This window comes from Streptomyces sp. B5E4 (assembly GCF_039871555.1).
Taxonomy (GTDB): Bacteria; Actinomycetota; Actinomycetes; order Streptomycetales; family Streptomycetaceae; genus Streptomyces.
The window spans coordinates 23,072-44,143 of the sequence record NZ_JBDPMI010000039.1 but is presented as its reverse complement, the minus strand read 5'-3'; the positions used below and the strand labels follow the sequence as shown (position 1 = coordinate 44,143).

18 protein-coding genes are annotated in these 21,072 nt (G+C 73.3%); 10 read left to right on the top strand and 8 right to left on the bottom strand.

All coding sequences use genetic code 11. From position 1 onward, the window contains the following. Positions 1 to 149: 149 nt before the first annotated feature. Positions 150 to 1,034, top strand: a complete 885-nt coding sequence (locus ABGA99_RS32975; protein WP_347577972.1) for a YceI family protein — start codon at positions 150 to 152, stop codon at positions 1,032 to 1,034. Between the two features lie 627 nt (positions 1,035 to 1,661). On the opposite strand, the gene ABGA99_RS32970 is transcribed toward ABGA99_RS32975, so the two are convergent. Together ABGA99_RS32970 and ABGA99_RS32965 are read right to left on the bottom strand one after the other, a co-directional pair. Next, positions 1,662 to 2,123 (bottom strand): hypothetical protein, encoded by a 462-nt coding sequence (locus ABGA99_RS32970; RefSeq protein ID WP_347577971.1) that lies wholly within the window; start codon positions 2,121 to 2,123, stop codon positions 1,662 to 1,664. Positions 2,124 to 2,394: 271 nt separating this feature from the next. Then, a complete protein-coding gene (locus tag ABGA99_RS32965) occupies positions 2,395 to 2,664 on the bottom strand; it encodes a hypothetical protein (RefSeq protein WP_347577970.1) in 270 nt (89 codons plus the stop codon). Positions 2,665 to 2,724: 60 nt separating this feature from the next. Between ABGA99_RS32965 and holA the strand changes: the two genes are divergently transcribed. Further along, positions 2,725 to 3,738, top strand: a complete 1,014-nt coding sequence (gene holA / locus ABGA99_RS32960; RefSeq protein WP_347577969.1) for a DNA polymerase III subunit delta — start codon at positions 2,725 to 2,727, stop codon at positions 3,736 to 3,738. Positions 3,739 to 3,997: 259 nt separating this feature from the next. Here holA and rpsT read toward each other — a convergent pair whose 3' ends face one another. Beyond that, positions 3,998 to 4,264, bottom strand: coding sequence for a 30S ribosomal protein S20 (rpsT, locus tag ABGA99_RS32955; RefSeq protein ID WP_326795864.1), 267 nt, complete (start codon positions 4,262 to 4,264; stop codon positions 3,998 to 4,000). Positions 4,265 to 4,456: 192 nt separating this feature from the next. On the opposite strand from rpsT, the gene lepA reads away from it, so the two are divergent. The 4 genes from lepA to hemW all read left to right on the top strand — a co-directional run bounded on the left by lepA (position 4,457) and on the right by hemW (position 12,563). Next, positions 4,457 to 6,322 carry a translation elongation factor 4 gene (lepA, locus tag ABGA99_RS32950; protein ID WP_347577968.1) on the top strand — a complete coding sequence of 622 codons (1,866 nt, stop codon included), beginning with the start codon at positions 4,457 to 4,459 and terminating at the stop codon, positions 6,320 to 6,322. A gap of 178 nt (positions 6,323 to 6,500) precedes the next feature. Then, positions 6,501 to 8,405, top strand: coding sequence for a long-chain fatty acid--CoA ligase (locus tag ABGA99_RS32945; RefSeq protein WP_347577967.1), 1,905 nt, complete (start codon positions 6,501 to 6,503; stop codon positions 8,403 to 8,405). 541 nt (positions 8,406 to 8,946) lie between these two features. Beyond that, entirely contained in the window at positions 8,947 to 11,295 is a 2,349-nt protein-coding gene (locus tag ABGA99_RS32940) for an ATP-binding SpoIIE family protein phosphatase (protein WP_347584085.1), read from the top strand. Positions 11,296 to 11,342: 47 nt separating this feature from the next. After that, entirely contained in the window at positions 11,343 to 12,563 is a 1,221-nt protein-coding gene (gene hemW / locus ABGA99_RS32935) for a radical SAM family heme chaperone HemW (RefSeq protein WP_347577966.1), read from the top strand. A 395-nt stretch (positions 12,564 to 12,958) separates the two neighbouring features. Here hemW and ABGA99_RS32930 read toward each other — a convergent pair whose 3' ends face one another. From ABGA99_RS32930 to ABGA99_RS32910, 5 genes are all read right to left on the bottom strand, one after another. Then, entirely contained in the window at positions 12,959 to 13,156 is a 198-nt protein-coding gene (locus ABGA99_RS32930; protein WP_347584081.1) for a hypothetical protein, read from the bottom strand. 10 nt (positions 13,157 to 13,166) lie between these two features. Then, positions 13,167 to 13,571, bottom strand: coding sequence for a recombinase family protein (locus ABGA99_RS32925; protein WP_347584080.1), 405 nt, complete (start codon positions 13,569 to 13,571; stop codon positions 13,167 to 13,169). Between the two features lie 96 nt (positions 13,572 to 13,667). Beyond that, positions 13,668 to 14,921 (bottom strand): helix-turn-helix transcriptional regulator, encoded by a 1,254-nt coding sequence (locus tag ABGA99_RS32920; protein ID WP_347577963.1) that lies wholly within the window; start codon positions 14,919 to 14,921, stop codon positions 13,668 to 13,670. A 141-nt stretch (positions 14,922 to 15,062) separates the two neighbouring features. After that, positions 15,063 to 15,890: a DUF3097 domain-containing protein gene (locus ABGA99_RS32915; protein WP_347584079.1), complete on the bottom strand. Its 828-nt coding sequence runs from the start codon at positions 15,888 to 15,890 to the stop codon at positions 15,063 to 15,065. A gap of 9 nt (positions 15,891 to 15,899) precedes the next feature. Next, complete coding sequence (locus ABGA99_RS32910) at positions 15,900 to 16,604, bottom strand: MBL fold metallo-hydrolase (RefSeq protein WP_347577961.1); 705 nt, start codon at positions 16,602 to 16,604, stop codon at positions 15,900 to 15,902. Positions 16,605 to 16,745: 141 nt separating this feature from the next. On the opposite strand from ABGA99_RS32910, the gene hrcA reads away from it, so the two are divergent. The 4 genes from hrcA to ABGA99_RS32890 all read left to right on the top strand — a co-directional run bounded on the left by hrcA (position 16,746) and on the right by ABGA99_RS32890 (position 20,903). Next, positions 16,746 to 17,771 (top strand): heat-inducible transcriptional repressor HrcA, encoded by a 1,026-nt coding sequence (gene hrcA, locus ABGA99_RS32905; protein ID WP_347577960.1) that lies wholly within the window; start codon positions 16,746 to 16,748, stop codon positions 17,769 to 17,771. Further along, positions 17,772 to 18,905 carry a molecular chaperone DnaJ gene (gene dnaJ / locus ABGA99_RS32900; RefSeq protein ID WP_347577959.1) on the top strand — a complete coding sequence of 378 codons (1,134 nt, stop codon included), beginning with the start codon at positions 17,772 to 17,774 and terminating at the stop codon, positions 18,903 to 18,905. A 157-nt stretch (positions 18,906 to 19,062) separates the two neighbouring features. Beyond that, positions 19,063 to 20,157, top strand: coding sequence for a nitronate monooxygenase (locus ABGA99_RS32895; protein ID WP_347584078.1), 1,095 nt, complete (start codon positions 19,063 to 19,065; stop codon positions 20,155 to 20,157). Beyond that, positions 20,154 to 20,903 carry a 16S rRNA (uracil(1498)-N(3))-methyltransferase gene (locus tag ABGA99_RS32890; RefSeq protein ID WP_347584077.1) on the top strand — a complete coding sequence of 250 codons (750 nt, stop codon included), beginning with the start codon at positions 20,154 to 20,156 and terminating at the stop codon, positions 20,901 to 20,903. The genes ABGA99_RS32895 and ABGA99_RS32890 overlap by 4 nt, the downstream gene beginning before the upstream one ends. Positions 20,904 to 21,072: the final 169 nt, after the last annotated feature.

Sequence of the window (21,072 nt, the reverse complement as noted above, 5' to 3'; positions counted from 1 at the left end):
GGCCCAAACGGACCGGTGAACTCCGGCACTTGACCCAAGCCCGCCCCAGCCGTCACAACCCGGCGGGGAACCCCCGGTTTGCATAGAAAGCAACTCCAGTGCTCGAATGAATGCCCGAGCCACTGAAATTCCACGGGGGTGGATGCTTCATGATCGGTCGTCTCCGACGCAGATCCTCGGCCACGGCAACCCGGCGCGGCGCCGGCTTGGTCGGCCTGCGGGTTCCTATGCACGCGGGGGTGCTGAGCTGCCGCGTGCTCGACCCCGTCGACCAGCCGCTGCCGCAGGCGGAGGTCGTCCTCGCCGACTCCGCCGGGCGCAAGATCGTCAGCGGTGAGAGCGATCCGTTCGGCACCTTCGTCGTCGCGATCCCGGCCGGCAGCTACCGGCTCTCGATCAACGCCGAGGGCTTCATCCCGTACCGCGGGGACGTCGAAGTCTCCGAAGGAGCCCACAACTCCCTCGGCGACCTCGCACTGGGGCCCTCCCCGCTGCCGCAGCTCCCGCCGCCCGGCGACTGGGAGATCGACCCGGCGCACACCACCATCGCGTTCGTCGCGCAGCACATCGGCATGGCGCGCGTCCGCGGCCGGTTCAACGCCTTCAGCGGCGCCCTGCGCATCGGTCAGCGCATGGAGGACTCGGCCATGCGCGTCGCCATCGAGGCGGCCAGCATCGACACCAACATCACGATGCGTGACGACCACCTGCGCTCGCCGGACTTCCTCGACGTCCAGCGCTACCCGGCGATCGAGTTCGCCGGCGACCGCTTCCTCCACCGCGGCGGCGCCCGCTGGGCCGTCACCGGCGCGCTGTCCATCCACGGCGTCAGCCGCACCGTGACGCTGGACACCCGCTACCTCGGCACCGGTTACGGCATGGAGGGCGAACTGCGCGCCGCCTGCCGGGCCACCGTCGAACTGCACCGCGAGGACTTCACGCTCAACTGGCAGCACATGCTCGCGCGCGGCATCGCGGTCGTGGGCTCCAGCATCCAGATCGAACTGGACATCCAGGTGGTGGCCGCGGGGTAGCGCTGCCTGACGCGCCCGTCTGCGGGAGTGTCTGTGCGGTGGGGCTTGCGGAACACGGGGAGCATCTACGGTTTCGTGCGGCGGGGTGAGGCATGCCAGATGTCCGCACCGGAACCGGACTGCCGCCGGGTCTCGTGGGGGCCGCGCCAGTCCAGGCACTTCACGGCGGCGTCGTCTGCCGGATTGTCCTCGACCACATCCAGGACACGGAGGTCAGCGTCACCGCCGGAACGGATGGCCGAGAGGGTGCCTGCCAGTAGCCATCGAAGCGGCGGCATGGCGAGTCGTGCCGGTCACGGCTTGCACCGGTGCTCATCGCCGGTTCTGCGCCTCCGCTTGACGCGGTACGCGCAGGCTTGAGAGGCCGGGCGCGACGGTGCGGCCCCCGCTCGGCGAGCGGGGGCCGCACTTCACCGATCGCATGCGTCATGATTGCGCGATCGACACCGAACCGGCAGGCCGGCAGGTCGTGCGTAGCGCCGTGGCGGAGGTGTACGCGGTCGACGAATACCGATCAGCGATCAAGGTCTCGGCGTGCCACCGCCAACCATGCACGACCTGGTCGGGACAGGCGCGGAGCGGTCCCAGTGCCGACGGCACGCGGACACCGGGAGGGGCCGCTCTGCGTCAGGCAGCCTCGCCCTGGTCCTGCTCGGAGCCCTCGACCTCGATGGGCACCGTGTTGTGCTTGCCCACGACCGCCGGCTTGATGTCGCCAGTCTTGATGACCTCGTTCTGCGCGGGCTGGCTGACGTGCTTGGAGTCCTTGGTCAGGTAGTTGGCCTGGTCACCCGGGCCGTACTCCTGCGCCAGCAGCGCGTCGCCCTCGAAGTAGTAGATCGTGATGTGGTCGGGCTTCGCCTTCTGGTGGTGCGGGGTGGCCTGCGGAGCCGTCGGGGCGGCTGCGGGAGCGTCCGAGGCCGGGGTGGCCTGCGGAGCCGTCGCCGGGGTGGCCTCCGGAGCCGTCGCCGGAGCCGCCGCCGGGGTGGGCTCCGGAGTCGTCGAGGCCGCGGAGGCCGCCGGGGCGGCCATCGCGGCGATGCCGATGATCGCGCCCACGGTGGCCGCGGCACGTGCGAGGTTCTTCATGGATTCCTCCATCTTGCGATGTCGAACAGGACGCTCCCGACCGCCGGAAGCCTGGGCAGTCTTGTCGATGTCCCGCGCCGTGAGCCGCGAAGACGCGCTGTGGTCACCCGATGGAGGAAGAATAAGGATAAATAGGCTATTTCTGGGACAAATCGGACTTCTCGCTCTCGTGCCGGACCCGGCTGCCGCACCTGCTCCGCCCCGAAGGAGGCAGCTGCCGCACCCGGGGCGGCATATTCGCCCGGGCCCGGCAGGATCCCAACGGCAGGCCCTACCCCGCCGGGTCGTCCGGCACCGTCGCGGACCCCTCCAGCCAGCCGTCGTACGACTCGGCCAGCTCCTCCAGCTCCGCCGCCACCGCCTCCCGCGCGTCCTCGACGACGACGAGCCACTGCGCGTCCTCCGCGTCGTCCTCGCCGGCCAGGGCGTCGCGGATCAGTTGCGGCTCCCCGGCCAGGCCGAAGCGCTCCACGGCCAGCCCGGCCACCTCCCTGGCGGCGTCGCGGTCGGGCAGCACGAGTACGTAGGTCTGGTCGCTCACGCCGCCATTGTGCCCGCGGGCCGCCGGCGATGTCGTACCGGCGTGGGATGCTGTACGGCGATGGCAGCGACGACCCGGAACCCCAGGACCAGCAAGGGCGCAAGCGCCGGCGGCGACCCGCTCACCCCCGTCACACTCGCCGTGGGCCAGGAGGATCTGCTGGTCGACCGCGCCGTGCGGGAGGTCGTGGCCGCCGCCCGCGCCGCCGACCCCGACACCGACGTGCGCGAGCTGACCCACGACGCCCTCCAGCCCGGCACGCTCGCCGAGCTGACCAGCCCGTCGCTCTTCGCCGAGCGCAAGGTCGTGGTCGTACGGGGCGCGCAGGACCTCGCCGCCGACGCGGTCAAGGACGTCAAGGCGTACGTGGCCGCCCCCGCCGCCGAGATCACGCTCGTGCTGGCGCACGCCGGCGGCGCCAAGGGCAAGGGCCTGCTGGACGCGGCGCGCAAGGCCGGGGCCCGGGAGGTCGACTGCGCGAAGGTGACCCGCCCCGCGGACCGGCTGGCCTTCGTGAAGGCCGAGTTCCGGGCCGCTGGCCGCACCGCGACGCCGTCGGCCTGCCAGGCGCTGGTCGACGCGATCGGCTCCGACCTGCGGGAGATGGCCGGCGCCTGCGCGCAGCTCGCGGCCGACGTGGAGGGCACGATCGACGACGCGGTCGTCGCGCGCTACTACACGGGCCGGGCCGAGACCTCCGGCTTCGAGGTGGCCGACCGGGCCGTCGAGGGCCGTACGGCCGAGGCCCTGGAGGCCCTCCGCTGGGCCCTGAACACGGGCGTGGCCCCCGTCCTGCTCACCAGCGCCCTCGCCCAGGGCGTCCGCTCCATCGGCCGCCTCGCCTCGGCCCCCCGCGGCATGCGCCCGGCCGACCTGGCCCGTGAGCTGGGCATGCCCCCCTGGAAGGTGGACCGCGTCCGCCAGCAGATGCGCGGCTGGACGGCGGACGGCGTGGCGACGGCGCTGCGCGCGGTGGCCCAGGCCGACGCGGACGTCAAGGGCGGCTCGGACGACCCGGCCTACGCCCTGGAGAAGGCCGTCGTGGTCATCACCGCCGCCGCCCGCTCCCACTGACCCCGCCGCCCCCGGGCCCGGGGGCGGCGGGACGGGACGACTGCGGCGCTCCGCGCGGCAACCGCCGTGCCCTCTCCGGGGCCGGGGTCTCGTGCTCATGCGCAAGGCCCCGTCCGGGGCCCTGGGGAGGGGCCGGGGACGGGGCCTTGCGGAGTGCTTTGTGCCGCACCCGCGTGGCGAACGCAGGCCGCGTGCGGCGTGGTGTTGCGGATGCCCGACCGGTGCGGAGTGAGAGGGCCCGCGGCGGTCCGGCGGTGGATCAGGCCTGGAGGGCCTGGACGCGCTTGGCCAGGGCGGCCTTCTTGTTGGCCGCCTGGTTGCGGTGGATGACGCCCTTGCTGACCGCCTTGTCCAGCTTGCGGGCGGCGGCGCGCTGCGCCTCCACGGCCTTCTCGGCGTCCCCGGCCTCGACGGCCTCGCGGGTACGGCGGATGGCGGTGCGCAGCTCCGACTTCACGGCCTTGTTGCGCAGCCGGGCCTTCTCGTTGGTCTTGATCCGCTTGATCTGGGACTTGATGTTCGCCACGTAGCTGCCTCTTGAGAGATGTTCGAAGATCGTCCTGTGGGACCTGAACTGCCGGACCTCACCGGGTCCAGGCACAGTGGGTCAGGCTACCAGCAGCCAGGACGGCCGCCCAAACCGCTCCCGGCCCCGCGCGCATGGGACCATGGGGGCGACGAGTGCAGCCATGCCCCTCCCTCCCGACAGGACCCCTAGGTGCCCGCGACCGAAACCACCGTGCCGCAGCCCAGCCGTACCGAGCCCGCGCTGATCCGCAATTTCTGCATCATCGCGCACATCGACCACGGCAAGTCGACGCTGGCCGACCGGATGCTCCAGATCACCGGAGTCGTCGACAAGCGCCAGATGCGCGAGCAGTACCTCGACCGTATGGACATCGAGCGCGAGCGGGGCATCACGATCAAGTCCCAGGCCGTACGCATGCCGTGGTCGCCCACGGAGGGTGAGAGCAGCGGCGAGGCGCACATCCTCAACATGATCGACACCCCCGGGCACGTCGACTTCACGTACGAGGTCTCCCGCTCCCTCGCCGCCTGCGAGGGCTGTGTGCTGCTGGTGGACGCCGCGCAGGGCATCGAGGCGCAGACCCTCGCGAACCTCTATCTCGCGATGGAGAACGACCTCACGATCATCCCGGTGCTGAACAAGATCGACCTGCCCGCCGCGCAGCCGGAGAAGTTCGCCGCCGAGCTGGCGGGGCTCATCGGCTGCGACCCCTCCGACGTGCTGCGGGTCTCGGCGAAGACCGGGGAGGGCGTCGAGGCGCTGCTCGACGAGGTGGTCCGGCAGGTGCCGCCGCCGGTGGGGGTCAAGGACGCCCCCGCCCGCGCGATGATCTTCGACTCGGTCTACGACTCGTACCGCGGCGTCGTGACGTACGTGAAGGTCGTCGACGGCACGCTCGGCAAGCGCGAGCGGATCAGGATGATGTCGACCGGCGCCCAGCACGAGCTGCTGGAGATCGGTACGAACTCGCCGGAGATGACCCCGGCCGACGGCCTCTCCGTCGGCGAGGTCGGCTATCTGATCACGGGCGTCAAGGACGTCCGCCAGTCCAAGGTCGGCGACACCGTCACCCGGCTCAGCAAGGGCGCCACCGAGCCGCTCGGCGGCTACAAGGACCCCAAGCCCATGGTGTTCTCCGGGCTCTACCCGGTCGACGGCTCCGACTACCCCGAGCTGCGCGACGCGCTCGACAAGCTCCAGCTCAACGACGCCGCGCTGGTCTACGAGCCGGAGACCTCGGCGGCGCTCGGCTTCGGCTTCCGCGTCGGCTTCCTCGGCCTGCTGCACCTGGAGGTGATCAGGGAGCGGCTGGAGCGCGAGTTCAACCTCGACCTGATCGCCACCGCGCCCAACGTGATCTACCGCGTCGTGCTGGAGGACCGCACCGAGCACGTCGTCACCAACCCCAGCGAGTTCCCGGTCGGCAAGATCGAGGAGGTCTACGAGCCGGTCGTACGGGCGACGGTCCTCACGCCCAGCGAGTTCATCGGCTCGGTCATGGAGCTGTGCCAGAACCGCCGCGGCACGCTGCTCGGCATGGACTACCTCTCCGAGGAGCGCGTCGAGATCCGCTACACGCTGCCGCTCGCCGAGGTGGTCTTCGACTTCTTCGACCAGCTCAAGTCCAAGACCCGCGGCTACGCCTCCCTCGACTACGAGCCCACGGGCGAGCAGAGCAGCCAGCTCGTCAAGGTCGACATCCTGCTGCACGGCGACAAGGTCGACGCCTTCTCCGCGATCACGCACAAGGACAAGGCGTACGCCTACGGCGTCCGGCTCGTCGCCAAGCTCAAGGAGCTGATCCCGCGGCAGGCGTTCGAGGTACCCGTGCAGGCGGCCATCGGCTCCCGTGTCATCGCCCGCGAGACCATCCGCGCCATCCGCAAGGACGTCCTCGCCAAGTGCTACGGCGGTGACATCTCGCGTAAGCGGAAGCTGCTGGAGAAGCAGAAGGAAGGCAAGAAGCGGATGAAGATGGTCGGCAACGTCGAGGTGCCGCAGGAGGCGTTCATCGCCGTGCTGTCCTCGGACGAGGACGGCAAGGCGAAGAAGTAGCCGGGGGCCGCCCGGCGGGGCGGAAGCGGAATCGTACGACCGGGCCGGCGCGGGACACCCGCCCGGCCCGGCTTCGAGACCTATCCGACGCCTTGCAGACCCTTACGCCGTTCGATGTCACCCTCTAATCTGCTGGTTACTCGCCAGTTACCAGCGAAGAGCAGGGCCGGAGGATGCAGTGACCGAGACCGAAACCCAGACGAAGCTGGACAGCCGCCCGCCGTCCGTCGCCACGCTCTTCCTTGACCGCGTCGAGTCCACCCCCGACCGGGAGGCGTTCCAGTACCCGGTGCCCGCCGCCACCGCCGGCGAGGGCGACGAGTGGCGGTCGCTGACCTGGGCGCAGTCCGCCGAGCGGGTCTTCGCGATCGCCGCCGGGCTGCTCGACCTCGGCCTGCAGCCCGAGGAGCGGGTCGCGCTCGCCTGCAACACCCGGCTGGAGTGGATCCTCACCGACCTCGGCATCCTCTGCGCCGGCGGCGCCAACACCACGGTCTACCCCAGCACCAACGCCGAGGAGACCGCGTACATCCTCGCCGACTCCGGCAGCCGCGTGCTCGTCGCCGAGGACGCGGCCCAGCTCGCCAAGGCGCGCGAGATGCGGGCGGAGCTGCCGGAGCTGGCGCACGTCGTCGTGGTCGAGGCCGAAGGCACTGGAGAGGCGCTCGCCGCCGAGGGCGACCCGGACGGCTGGGTGCTCTCCCTCGCCGAGCTGGAGCGGCGCGGCGCGGAGTATCTGGAGAAGCACCCCGAGGCTGTACGGGAGCACATCGAAGCCCTGCGCCCCGACCAGCTCGCCACCCTCATCTACACCTCCGGCACCACCGGCCGCCCCAAGGGCGTGCGGCTGGCGCACGACTCGTGGTCGTACATGGGCTACGCGATCGAGGGCATCGAGCTGGTCATGCCGGAGGACGTGCAGTACCTGTGGCTGCCGCTCGCGCACGTCTTCGGCAAGGTGCTCACCGCCGGGCACATCAAGGTCGGGCACGTGATGGCCGTCGACGGCCGGATCGACAAGATCATCGAGAACCTGCCGGTCGTCCGGCCCACCCAGATGTGCGGCGTCCCGCGGATCTTCGAGAAGGTCTACAACGGCGTGGCCGCCAAGGCGAAGGCCGGCGGCGGCGCCAAGTACAAGATCTTCCTGTGGGCCGCCGAGGTCGCCCGCGAGTACGCGCGCGTCACCCAGGACAACCACCGCCGCACCGGCAAGCGCACCGCGTCCGCCGGCCTGACGGCCAAGCACGCCCTCGCCGACAGGCTGGTCTACGGCAAGTTCCGCGCCGCCTTCGGCGGCCGGATGCGCGGCATGGTCTCCGGATCCGCCGCCCTCGCCCCCGAGATCGGCTACTTCTTCGACGGCGCCGGCGTCCCGATCCTGGAGGGCTACGGCCTCACCGAGTCCGCCGCCGCCAGCTTCTGCAACCGCCTGGAGACCTACCGCACCGGCACCGTCGGCAAGCCGCTGCCCGGCTGCGAGGTACGGATCGCCGACGACGGCGAGATCCTGCTGCGCGGCCCCGGCATCATGCAGGGCTACCACGGCCTGCCGGAGAAGACCGCCGAGGTGCTGGAGGACGACGGCTGGTTCCACACCGGCGACATCGGCGAGCTGTCCGACGACGGCTTCCTGCGCATCACCGACCGCAAGAAGGACCTGATCAAGACGTCCGGCGGCAAGTACATCGCGCCGAGCGAGGTCGAGGGCCAGTTCAAGGCCGTCTGCCCGTACGTCGGCTCGATCCTCGTCATCGGCGCCGACCGCAACTTCTGCACCGCGCTGATCTCCCTCGACGAGGTGGCGCTCACCGGCTGGGCGAAGGAGAACGGCCTGGAGGGCCGGCCGTACGCGGAGCTGGTCGCCTCGCCGGAGGCGCGGGAGCTGGTCGAGGGGTACGTCAAGCAGCTCAACGAGCGGCTGCAGCGCTGGCAGATGATCAAGAAGTTCCGGATCCTGCCGCGGGACCTCGACGTCGAGCACGGGGAGCTGACGCCGAGCCTGAAGCTGAAGCGGCCGGTGGTGGAGCAGGAGTACAAGGACCTGATCGAGGACATGTACGCGGGCGCCAGGGAAGCCTGAGGCGCGGCTCCTTTTCGACGTACCCCCGGGGCCGGAAGTCCCGTACGGCCGCGGCCGCTTGCGGCCGGTCCGCGGGGGTGCGTCCGCTGTCGTCCGCGGGGAACGGGACGGGCGTTCAGGGGTGTGCGGGCGGCGTGGGCGCCGCCGGGCGCACCCCTCGAACGGGCGAGGCGCACCATCCCGTTGACGGTGCCCGCGGCCCCGGTCGCGGGGTGGGGCGAGTGCCGTCCCGGCGGGTGCCGAGGTCTCGTACGCACGCGTGTCCACCGCGGTGAGCTGGGTCTTCGCGGCTGTGGCCGGTCCGGCGCCGCGTCGCGCGCGGCCGGTGGGTAGGGCGGGGCGGGGGTGGCCGGAGGGGGTAGACCGGGGGGTGTGACGGGGGTCGGATGGGCCATATCCGGTCACCAGTTGTGTCACTTGGTGCATCTGGGCGAGCTCAGTCTGTCACTCTGGCTACGTGGGGAACGCCCGTATGCCGGGATTGGGCCGGGAGAGGACAGTGGGGACGACCTTCGCAGTGCAGGCCGTACGTCGATCCACCGTGGTGTCGGTCGTGCGAAGAGAGCCCGCGGAGCCGGACGGCGGGGACGGCGGGGACGGCGGGGACAGCGGAGGCGGCACGGAAGGTGCCGGTGACGCGGACGGTACGGACGGCGCGGACGACGTGCCCGCATCCGGCGGGAAGGCCCGCGGCGGCGGCGCGCGCGGCGCGCACCGTACGGCCCCGGGCGACGCGGACGGCGAGGCCGCGGACGACGGCGGGGACGGCTCCGGCGACGACGGGGCGGACGGCCGCGGGGGCGGCTCCGGGGACGACCCAGGGGATGCCTCCGCGGAGGGCGCGGACGCGGACGCGGCCCCCGGCCCGCAGGGCGTCACCGACGTCGCCCTCACCCTCGCCGCCGGCATGCCCGCCGCCGCGGCGGCCCGCCGGTTCGTACGCGAACTGCTCGCCGGCCGCGCCGGGCCCGAGGCCGACGACGCCGAGCTGCTGACCAGCGAGCTGGTCACGAACGCCGTGGTGCACGCCGGCACCGACGTACGGGTCCGCTGCCGGCTGGTCGCCGAGGACGCCACCGCCGCCGGTCTTGCGCGCGACGGCGCGGTCGGCGGCGGCCAGGACGCGGAGCCGACGCTGCTGGTGGAGGTCACGGACGGGCACGCGGCCCGGGTGATGCCGCTGCCGGCGCCCGAGGAGTCGTACGGCTACGGCCTGCAGCTCGTCGCCGCGCTCGCCGACGCCTGGGGCGTCGAGCACCGCCGCAGCGAGAAGACCGTCTGGTTCCGGATGGGCCCGCTGCGCGAGGTCGCGGACGAGCCGGCCGGCGACGGCCCGGCAGCCGCGGCACCCGACCGGGGGACCGGCGCGGCGCACGACGGGGCGGGTGCGCACGGCGTACCCGACGACGCGGCCCACGGCCGGGGCGTACCGCACCACGCGGACGGCTCCGGCGGCGAGGCCGTGCGCGGCGCGCACGACCTCGCCGACGACGACCTCGCCGACCCGCACGGCGCCCGCGCCGCGCTCCGCCTGCCCAGCCAGGCCACCGCGCACACCCCGCGCAGCGCCACCGACCCCGAGCTGCGCGGCGGCGGCCCCTGGGCCGGCGTCGGCGCCTTCTCGTTCCTCGCCGAGACCTCCGACATGCTCGCCGGGCAGTTCGACGAGGACATGGTCGCCTCGCTGGCCACCCAGCTCCTCGTGCCCCGGCTCGCCGACTGGAGTGCCGTCTGGCTCGAAGGCACCGACGGGACCGAGCCCCGTCTCGCACAGGTCTGGCATGCCGCCGAGGAGCGGATCTCCCCGCTCCGCCGCGCCCTGGAGCAGTGCCCGCTGCCGCCGCCCGACGCCCGCCCCGTACCGGTCTCCTGGCCCGGCGGGAGCGGCGGCGTCGCCCGCGGCCCCGGAGACGCCGGCTACGGGCTCGGCGGCCCCGCGCTGGCCTGCCCGCTGGTCGCCGGCGGCCGGCGCGTCGGCACGTTGCTCTTCGGCCGCGCCGGCGTCGCCCGGATCGGCGGCGACGTCGTCGCCGTCGTCACGGACTTCGCCCGCCGCGTGGCGCACGCCGTCTCCGCCGCCCGCCAGTACACGCGCCAGGTGACCATCAGCGAGGTGCTGCAGCGCGGCCTGCTGCCCAGCGGCATCGCGGAGATGCCGGCCATGGACACCGCCGTCGTCTACGAGCCGGCCGAGGGCGCCGCCGCGGGCGGCGACTTCTACGACCTCTTCCCCAGCGGCAGCGACCGCTGGTGCTTCGCCCTCGGCGACGTCTGCGGCCAGGGCCCGGAGGCGGCCGTCGTCACGGGCCTCGCGCGGCCCGTGCTGCGGCTGCTGGCGCGCGAGGGGTACGGCGTCGCCGACGTGCTCGCGGGCCTCAACCGCACGCTCGTGGAGCACGCCTTCGAGGCGGTCGAGGCGGCCACGGCGTTCGGGCTGCCGCCGGAGCAGGCGCGGTTCCTGTCGCTGCTGTACGGGGAACTGGTGCCGTACGAGCACGACCGCGGCGGCGTCCGGTGCACCGTGGCCAGCGCCGGGCACCCGCTGCCGCTGCTGCTGCGCAGTGACGGCGGGGTGCGGGCGGCGGCGGACGCGCAGTTGCTGCTCGGGGTGCTGGACGACGCGGAGTACTACAGCCAGTCGTTCGACCTGGAGCCCGGTGACACGCTGCTGTGCGTGACGGACGGGGTCACGGAGCGGCGGTTCGGGGACCGGCTGTTCGACGACGGCGACGGGCTGGCGGAGGCCCTGTCGTGCTGCACGGGGCTGGGCGCGGCGGCGGTGGCGGAGCGGATCAGGACGGCGGTGCACGACTTCGCGCCGGCGCCGCCGCGGGACGACCTGGCGATGATGGTGCTCCAGGCGCGGGGGACGGAGCCGGGCGGGTACTGAGCGGGCGGGTACTGAGGGGCGTTCCGCCGGCGAGGGACAATGGGTCCATGCCCTCCGTACTGCCCGATGGCGAGCCCGCGCCCGAGGACGGGACCCTGCCCGCCGAGGCGCTCGCCGGGGCCGCCGGCCGCCCCCTCGGCTTCTACGCCCACGTTCCGTACTGCGCGACCCGCTGCGGCTACTGCGACTTCAACACGTACACCTCCTCCGAGCTGCGCGGCACCTCCCGCGACGACTACGCCGCCACCTTCGCCGAGGAGGTCCGCCTCGCCCGCAAGGTGCTGGGCGACGATCCGCGGCAGGTCGAGACGGTGTTCTTCGGGGGCGGTACGCCCACGTTGCTGCCGGCGGCGGACCTGGGCCGGATGCTGGCGGCGATCCGCTCGGAGTTCGGCCTCGCGCCGGACGCGGAGGTGACCACGGAGGCCAATCCGGAGTCGGTGGATCCGGCATACCTGGAGGCGCTGCGGGAGGCCGGGTTCAACCGGATCTCGTTCGGCATGCAGAGCGCGCGGGAGCACGTCCTTACGGTGCTGGACCGTACGCACACGCCCGGAAGGCCGGAGGCGTGTGTGGCGGAGGCGCGGGCGGCGGGGTTCGCGCACGTGAACCTGGACCTGATCTACGGCACGCCGGGGGAGACGGACGACGACTGGCGGGCCTCGCTGGCGGCGGCGCTGGGGGCGGGTCCCGACCACGTGTCGGCGTACGCGCTGATCGTGGAGGAGGGCACGCAACTGGCGCGGCGGATCCGGCGGGGCGAGGTGCCGCCGACGGACGACGACGTGCACGCGGACAGGTATCTGATCGCGGAGGAGGCGCTGTCGGCGGCGGGGATGTCCTGGTACGAGGTGTCGAACTGGGCGGTGCCCGGGGACGCGGCGCGGTGCAGGCACAACGAGCTGTACTGGACGGGCGCGGACTGGTGGGGCGCGGGTCCCGGGGCGCACAGCCACGTGGGCGGGGTGCGGTGGTGGAACGTCAAGCACCCCGGGCCGTACGCGTCCGCGCTGGCGGCGGGGCGGTCGCCGGCGGCGGGGCGTGAGGTGCTGACGGAGGAGGACCGGAGGGTCGAGCGGATCCTGCTGGAGCTGCGGCTGTCGGCGGGCTGCCCGCGTTCGCTGCTGCGGCCGGCGGGGGCGGAGGCGGCGTCACGGGCGGTAGGGGACGGCCTCCTGGAGCGCGGTCCCTACGAGGAGGGCCGGCTGGTGCTGACGCTGCGGGGGCGGCTGCTGGCGGACGGGGTGGTCCGGGACCTGGTGGACTGAGGGTCCGCCCGGCGCCCCACCGCGCACAGAACGCACGATCCCCCGTGATCCCCGCAATCCCCATGATCCCCGCACACCCACCCAAGGGTATGCGCCTCCGCTGACAACGCGGGTTCATCGAGGCCGGAGCCGGGCCGGGCGTGCGGTTGCGGTCGGGTCCGCAGGCGGGTGCGTGCGGAGGGGCGAAAGTCGGCCGGCGAGGGCGGATACGGGCCGAATCAAGAGCTGTTACCGCGAGTTACGACCGGATTCCTCCGCCGATCCCGCACGTGTACGCCCCCGCCCGCCGGACCCATGCGGCGGGCGGGGCGCGCCCCGGGGCGGTCGTGAGTACCGTCGCCCGCCCCGGGTCCGCCTCTCGGCCGCGGTCTGCCCCCGCGGCCGGGAGGCGGGGTTCAGTGGGGATGGCGGCGGATGAGGACGTTGGCGTCGCTCACCGCCGACCAGTCGCCTTTCCCGCGGGCCGCGGCCCGGTCCGCCGCCAGTTCGGCGCACCTGCCGCAGCCGGGGGCCGGGGCGGCGTCCGCGGGCGGGAACACGTCGGACAGGCGGATCGGGTCGGCCGCGGAGGTACGGCGCGGGGGAGTGGTCACGGTCGTCCCTTCAGTGACAGCGGGGCGCTGACGGTGATTCGCCCTGGCTCAGTTCGAGGTCGTTCTCTCCCGCGGTGGTGACGCAGTAACCGCCCGCCCGGTGGACCGCGTGGCGCAGGATCGCACTGTCCCCTCGGTCCCAACTGATGCGGTCCCACGTGGCCACCAGGCACACCGCGGAGTCGGCGGCCTGGCGCATCGCGTAGACGAGCATCTGCCACTGCGCCCGCTGCCAGGCGCACAGCGCCTGGTCACCGCGGTCGACCCACTCCCCGGCCACCACCCAGCCCTGCTCGGCGGCATACCGCCTGCAACGCGCTATGCGCTCGTCCAGGGCCGCGGTCGTCAGTGTGGCGTGCCGGTCGTAGATGAACGCCAGCGTGGGCCGGGGCGGGTGGGTGTCAGGGGTCTCCATCACGCTCGCCTGTCGTCGGTGATCAGGTCGTCACTGACGGTAGGAGCGGCTGGCGCTCGGCAGGGGCAGAGATCCTGCCCCTCGCATGCCTGTTCGCTATGCGGCCAGGAGTCCGACCTTCGTCGCGAGCGAGGCAGCGCGCCTCCTGCGCGCGGGGCTCTTGGCCTCGGACTCCTCAAGGATGATCCGGCGGGCGTACCCGTTGTAGCGGATAGTCTCGGGAGCCGCGGCGTTGGCCTTTTCCAGTGTTGCCAGTGCGACGTCCGGCTGGCCGTTGAGCTGGTAGCCGCGGGCCTCCTCGATGCGGTGCCGAGCCCGGCGCGGGTGGCTGGGGATCACGGCGGTGTCAGCGCGCGCCGCTTGCCGTACGGACTCGCCTCCGGCATGCAGTTCCACCGCCACCGTGACCGCGTGCGCGCCCATGATGGCCGCGCCGAAGCTGGTGACGGGGTGGTAGTAACCGGCGGGCAGCCGCCCGGCCTTGTCGCGCGCGTCGTCCCAGTGCGCCCACGCTGTGCCGGATGCGCCGCGGCGGGCGGCGGTGTAGCCCAGCTCGAAGTCGAGCGCACCGGCGATGGCCAGCACGCGGTCATCGGCCTCGGCCAGCAGCGGGCGGAGGTAGTCGATGGCCGCGCGGTTGACGTCGTCGGCGGCGTCGAAGTCCCGCGGGCCGGCGTCGCGGTGGGCCTGGGCGAGCAGCCAGGCGGCAGTGCCGATGGCGTGCGGGTCCTCGCTCTCCTGGGCGGCGACCATGCCGCGGTCGGCGACGCGCCAGAGGAGCGAGCTGTCGGGCTGGTAGGCGAGGAAGAACTGCGACAGCGCGTACGTCTCGGCGAGCAGGGACTGCGCGCGGCGGCGTTCGGTGGCGGCCTCGGCCTGCCGCGTGGCCAGGCGCGCGTCCAGGATCAGGTCGGGCAGCAGCGCGCCGATGACGTCCCGGTGGTTGGGGGCGGAGTGACGGGCGCTCCACGCCTGGTCGAGGCGGGCCCGCAGGTGCGGGAGGTTCGGGGCCTCACGGTCGCCGGGCAGCGCGAAGCGGTTGAGGGCGTCGCGGACCGCGGGGAGCCTGGCGTGTCCTGGGCCGACGAACATCTCGACGCTCATGGACTGGTCGCCGGTGAGGTCGGCGAGATCGCGTACGCGCAGCACCTCGGCGATCCGCAGGATCATGGGCAGCTTCGGCAACTGGAGCTTTCCGGTCTCCACTTGCTTCACCCACGACGGCGACTTGCCGAGCAGCCCGCCCAGGACCGGCCGGCTCATGCCGCGGCGCTCGCGCAGGATCTGCATCCGCTGGCCGAACGCGAGCGGTTCCGTGAGCAGGTCGGGGGCACCGTCCGATGACGTCACAGCCTTACCTCTTCTCTGCGGCTCGCCACTGCCAGGGTAGGAGGTTCGAGGCGTTCCGTCCGGGGTCTGTCACGTACCGCGTGGGCAACGAGGCCGTGGGACAACGCCGACCGGTAGCGGCCGGGCCGGGCCCCGAACCCCTCAGGAAGCCGGGGCCGTGACGAAGTCGATCAGCTCCTCCACCCGGCCCAGCAGCGCCGGTTCCAGGTCGCGGTACGTCCGGACGGAGTCCAGGATGCGGCGCCAGGCCGCGCCCGTGTCCGGGGGCCAGCCCAGTTCCCGGCAGACGCCCGTCTTCCAGTCCTCGCCCCGCGGGATCCTCGGCCAGGCCGCGATGCCCACCGACGAGGGCTTGACCGCCTCCCAGATGTCCACGTAGGGGTGACCCACCACCAGCGCGTGGGCGCTCGTCACCGACTCCGCGATGCGCCACTCCTTCGTGCCCGGCACCAGGTGGTCCACCAGCACTCCGAGGCGCGCGTCCGGGCCCGGGGCGAAGGACTCGACCACCGCGGGGAGGTCGTCCACGCCCTCCAGGTATTCGACCACCACGCCCTCGACCCGCAGGTCGTGGCCCCAGACGCGCTCCACCAGCTCCGCGTCGTGGCGGCCCTCGACGTAGATGCGGCCCGCGCGGGCCACGCGTGCGGTGTGGTCGCGGACCGCGATCGAGCCGGAGGCGGACAGGAGGGGGCCCGGGGACGACGCGGGTCGGCCGGGGCGTACCAGCGTGACCACCTTGCCGTCGATCATGAAGCCGCGCGGCGTCAGCGGGAACACCCGGTGCTTGCCGAAGCGGTCCTCCAGGGTCACCGTCGGGCCCTCCGCGGTCTTCTCCGTACGGATGACCGCGCCGCAGAAGCCCGTCGCCACCTCCTCCACCACGAGGTCCGGCTCGGCCGGTACCTCGGGGGCGGGCTGCTGCGGCTTCTTCCAGGGGGGCGTGAGGTCGGTGTCGTAGCGGCGCACCTCGCGAGACTACGACAAGCTCCGCGCCAGTTCGTCGCGTTGGGCCCGGACGAAGTCCGCCCCGACCGCCGCCCCGTGCCCCGGCACGTACACCGCCGCGTCCCCGCCCAGCTCCAGCAGCCGGTCCAGCGCCGCCGGCCAGCGGGCCGGGTCCGCGTCCCGGCCCGCCTGCGGGGGGCCCGACTCCTCCACGAGGTCGCCGCAGAAGACGACCGCGGGGCGGCCGGGGACGTACACCGCCATGTCGTGCGACGAGTGCGCCGCGCCCAGCTCGACCAGCAGCACCTCCCGGCCGCCCCCGAGGTCCAGCGGGTACGTGCCGGAGACCGCGTGCCGCGGGGCGACGAGGACGTCGACGGCCTCTGCCGCCGCGTCGCGGTCCAGCCCGTGGCGTACGGCGTCCGCCCGCAGCTCGTCCGCGCCCGGCCCGCGCAGGTGCGCGGCCATCCCCGCCGGGCCGTGGACCTCGGCCCCGGCGAAGGCCGCGGTGCCGAGCACGTGGTCGAAGTGCGGATGCGTGAGTGCGATGTGCGTCACCGGGCGGCCGAAGCGGCGGCGGACCTCCCCGCGCAGCTCCGCGCCCTCCCGCAGCGAGGCGCCCGTGTCCACGAGCAGCACGCCTTCGGCTCCGCCCACCGCACCCGCCGTCGCGTCCCAGCGCGGCAGCCGGCGCCGCAGGACGTCCGGGGCCAGCTCTTCCCAAGCGCCACCCATCCCCCGACGCTATAACGTGACCGGCTGCTTGCCCGAGCTGCCGTACCCGGCCGTACACTGGCCCGGAACCCTGGCACTCCCCGCCGTCGAGTGCCAGCGGCGGAACGACCGGACGGAACCCCGAGTGCGGAGGTGGGCAGCATGCTCAGCGAGCGCCGGCTCGAAGTGCTGCGCGCCATCGTCCAGGACTACGTGGGCACGGAGGAGCCGGTCGGCTCCAAGGCACTCACCGAGCGGCATCACCTGGGTGTCTCCCCGGCGACGGTGCGTAACGACATGGCCGCCCTGGAGGACGAGGGGTACATCGCCCAGCCGCACACCAGCGCCGGCCGTATCCCCACCGACAAGGGCTACCGGCTGTTCGTCGACAAGCTCGCCGACGTCAAGCCGCTGAGCGCACCCGAGCGGCGGGCGATCCAGAACTTCCTGTCCGGCGCCGTCGACCTCGACGACGTCGTGGGGCGTACGGTGCGGCTGCTGGCGCAGTTGACGCGGCAGGTGGCGGTCGTGCAGTACCCGTCGCTGACCCGCTCGACCGTGCGCCACGTCGAGCTGCTCCAACTCGCCCCCGCGCGCGTGATGCTCGTGCTCATCACCGACACCGGCCGGGTCGAGCAGCGCCTGATCGACTGCCCGGCGCCGTTCAGCGAGGACTCCCTCGCCGATCTGCGCGCCCGGCTCAACAGCCGTGTCGTCGGCCGCCGGTTCGCCGACGTGCCGCGGCTGGTGGCCGATCTGGCCGAGCCCTTCCCCGCGGACGACCGCGGCACGGTGCAGACCGTGCTGTCGGTGCTGCTGGAGACGCTGGTGGAGGAGACCGAGGAGCGGCTGATGATCGGCGGCACCGCCAACCTCACCCGCTTCGACCACGACTTCCCGCTCACCATCCGGCCGGTGCTGGAGGCGCTGGAGGAGCAGGTGGTGCTCCTGCGGCTCCTCGGCGAGGCGAAGGAACCGGGCGTGATGGTGCGTATCGGCCATGAAAACGACCACGAGGGGCTCACTTCCACCTCGGTCGTCTCCGTCGGATACGGTTCTGGCGGCGACACCGGTGAAGCCGTCGCCAAGCTCGGCGTGGTCGGACCTACCCGCATGGACTACCCCGGAACGATGGGAGCGGTACGCGCAGTGGCACGGTACGTCGGACAGATCCTGGCGGAGTCATAAGTGGCCACGGACTACTACGCGATCCTCGGCGTCGGACGTGACGCGTCGCAGGAAGAGATCAAGAAGGCGTTCCGCAGGCTCGCCCGCGAGCTGCACCCGGACGTGAACCCGGATCCGAAGACCCAGGAGCGGTTCAAGGAGATCAACGCCGCTTACGAGGTGCTCTCGGACCCGCAGAAGAAGCAGATCTACGATCTCGGCGGCGACCCCCTGTCGCAGAACGGCGCCGCGGCCGGCGGCTTCGGCGCCGGCGGCTTCGGCAACCTCTCCGACATCATGGACGCCTTCTTCGGCCAGGCCGGCCAGCGCGGGCCGCGCTCGCGCACCCGCCGCGGCCAGGACGCCATGATCCGGCTCGAAATCGAGCTGGAGGAGGCGGCGTTCGGCGCCACCAAGGAGATCCAGGTCGACACCGCGGTGGTCTGCGGCACCTGCAACGGCGAGGGCGCGGCGCCCGGCACGTCGGCGCAGACGTGCGACATGTGCCGCGGCCGCGGCGAGGTCTCGCAGGTCACCCGCTCCTTCCTGGGCCAGGTCATGACCTCGCGGCCCTGCCCCCAGTGCCAGGGCTTCGGCACGGTGGTGCCCACGCCGTGCCCGGAGTGTGCGGGCGACGGCCGGGTGCGCTCGCGCCGTACGCTCACGGTCAAGATCCCCGCGGGCGTCGACACCGGCACCCGCATCCAGCACGCCGGCGAGGGCGAAGTCGGCCCCGGCGGCGGCCCGGCGGGCGATCTGTACGTGGAGATCCGCGAGCTGCCGCACCCGATCTTCCAGCGCCGCGGCGACGACCTGCACTGCACGGTGACGATCCCGATGACGGCGGCCTCCCTGGGCACGAGCGTCAATCTGGAGACGCTCGACGGCCTGGAAGAGGTCGACATCCGCCCCGGTACGCAGTCGGGGCAGGCGATTCCGCTGCATCAGCGCGGCGTGACGCATCTGCGCGGCGGCGGCCGGGGCGACCTGGTCGTGCACGTGGAGGTCGAGACGCCGCAGAAGCTGGATCCGGAGCAGGAGCGGCTCCTGCGCCAACTCGCCCAGCTGCGCGGCGAGGAGCGTCCCCAGGGCCAGTTCAAACCCGGCCAGCAGGGGCTGTTCTCGCGGCTGAAGGACGCCTGGAGCGGACGCTAGCTCCCCGGCCGGGAGACCTCGCCGGGCCGCCGCCGTGCGGCCCGTGCGACGAGTGTTGCGGGTGGGACCTCAGCCGTCCCCAGGTGCGTGAAGACGCGCGGATTCCATGATCCGGCGCGGGCCGCCGGCGTCCGACCTGCATGACAGGATTGAGCCCATGCCCACCGAGCTGAACGATCTGTTCACCTTCCCGATCGTGCAGGCGCCCATGGCCGGTGGCGCATCCTGTCCGCAGCTCGCGGCCGGCGTGCTGGAGGGCGGCGGCCTGGCGTTCCTCGCCGCCGGGTACAAGACGCCCGAGGCGATGTACGAGGAGATCCGCCAGCTGCGGGCCGTCACCGACCGGCCCTTCGGCGTCAATCTGTTCATGCCCCAGCCCCCCGCGCCGCCGGACCCCGCCCAGATCGAGGCGTACGCCGAGCAGTTGGCCGGCGAGGTCGAGTGGTACGGCACGGCGCTGGGCGACGCCGAGGCCGGCACGGACGACGCCTTCGACGCCAAGGTGGCGATACTCCTGGACGAGCCGGTGGCGCTGGTGTCGTTCACCTTCGGCTGCCCGAAGGCGGCCGTGCTCGACGCCTTCGCCCGCGCCGGGACGTACACCGTCGTCACCGTCACCAACGTCGTCGAGGCGCGCCGCGCGCAGGCCGCCGGGGCCGACGCCGTGTGCGTGCAGGGCGTCGAGGCCGGCGGCCACCAGGGCGGCTTCCGCAACGACCCCCGCGACGACTACGTGGGCCGCGGCCTGCTCACGCTGCTCGCCGAGGTGCTGGAGGCGGTCGACGTGCCCGTGATCGCCGCCGGCGGGCTGATGCGCGGCGGGCAGATCGCCGCGGTGCTCTCCGCGGGCGCCGCCGCCGCGCAGCTCGGCACGGCGTTCCTGGTCTGCCCCGAGTCGGGTGCCAACGCGCTGCACAAGCGGGCCGTCACCGGCGGGGTGTTCACGCGTACGGAGCTGACCCGCGCCTTCTCCGGCCGCCCCGCGCGCGGGCTGGTCAACCGGTTCGTCCGCGAGCACGGCCCGTACGCCCCCGCCGCCTACCCCCAGGTCCACCACCTGACCTCCACGCTGCGCGCCGCCGCCGCCCGCGTCGGCGACCCGCAGGGCATGGCGCTGTGGGCCGGTCAGGGCTACCGGCTGGCGCGGGAACTGCCCGCGGCGGAGCTGGTGGAGGTGCTGGCGCGGGAGCTGGCCGACGCGCTCAGCGGGACGTCGAAGCCCGCCGGCGACGCCCCGGGCGGTCTGCTGTGACCGCCCCGGTGTTCGTCGCCGAGGCCGCCGTGCTGGACGCCGCCCGCCCGGGTGCGGTGCTGGCGCTGACCGGCCCGGAGGGGCGGCACGCGGTGTCCGTACGGCGGCTGCGGGCCGGCGAGGACGTCGTGCTCACGGACGGCGCGGGGCGCGGCGCGTACGGCACCGTGGCCGGCGCGGAGGGCCGCGACCGGCTGCTGGTGACCTGCACCGAGGTGCGCGAGGAGCCGGCGCCGCGCCCCCGGCTGACCGTCGTGCAGGCCCTGCCGAAGGGCGACCGCGGTGAGCTGGCCGTCGAGACCATGACCGAGACCGGTGTGGACGCGGTGGTGCCGTGGGCGGCGGCCCGCTGCGTGACCCAGTGGCGTGCCGAGCGCGGCCGGAAGTCCCTCGCCAAGTGGCGCGCCACCGCCCGCGAGGCGGGCAAGCAGGCCCGCCGGCTGCGCTTCCCCGAGATCGCCGCGCTGCACTCGACCAAGGAGCTGCTGCCGCTGCTCGCGGGCGCGGCTTTCACGGCCGTGCTGCACGAGGAGGGCGCCGCGCCGCTGGCCGCCGCCGCGCTGCCGGAGGCGGGGGAGATCGTGCTCGTGGTCGGCCCGGAGGGCGGGGTCGCGCCGGAGGAGCTGGCCGCGTTCGCGGAGGCGGGTGCGGGAGCGTACCGGCTGGGGCCGAGCGTGCTGCGCACCTCCACCGCGGGCACCGCGGCGGGCGCGGTGGTGCTGGCCGCGACCGGGCGGTGGTCCTGAGCGAACGGAGCGAGAGGTTCCGTACGCCCGGATCCCGACGTTCCGCGCACGGGAACCCAGGGGTTTTCCCGCAGTGTTCAGAGTTACGTCCCGATTCGTTCCACCCCGGGACAGGGCGGGTACAGGACGAAGGTCACACCGCACCGCAAAGCGGTGGTGAGTACCGCTT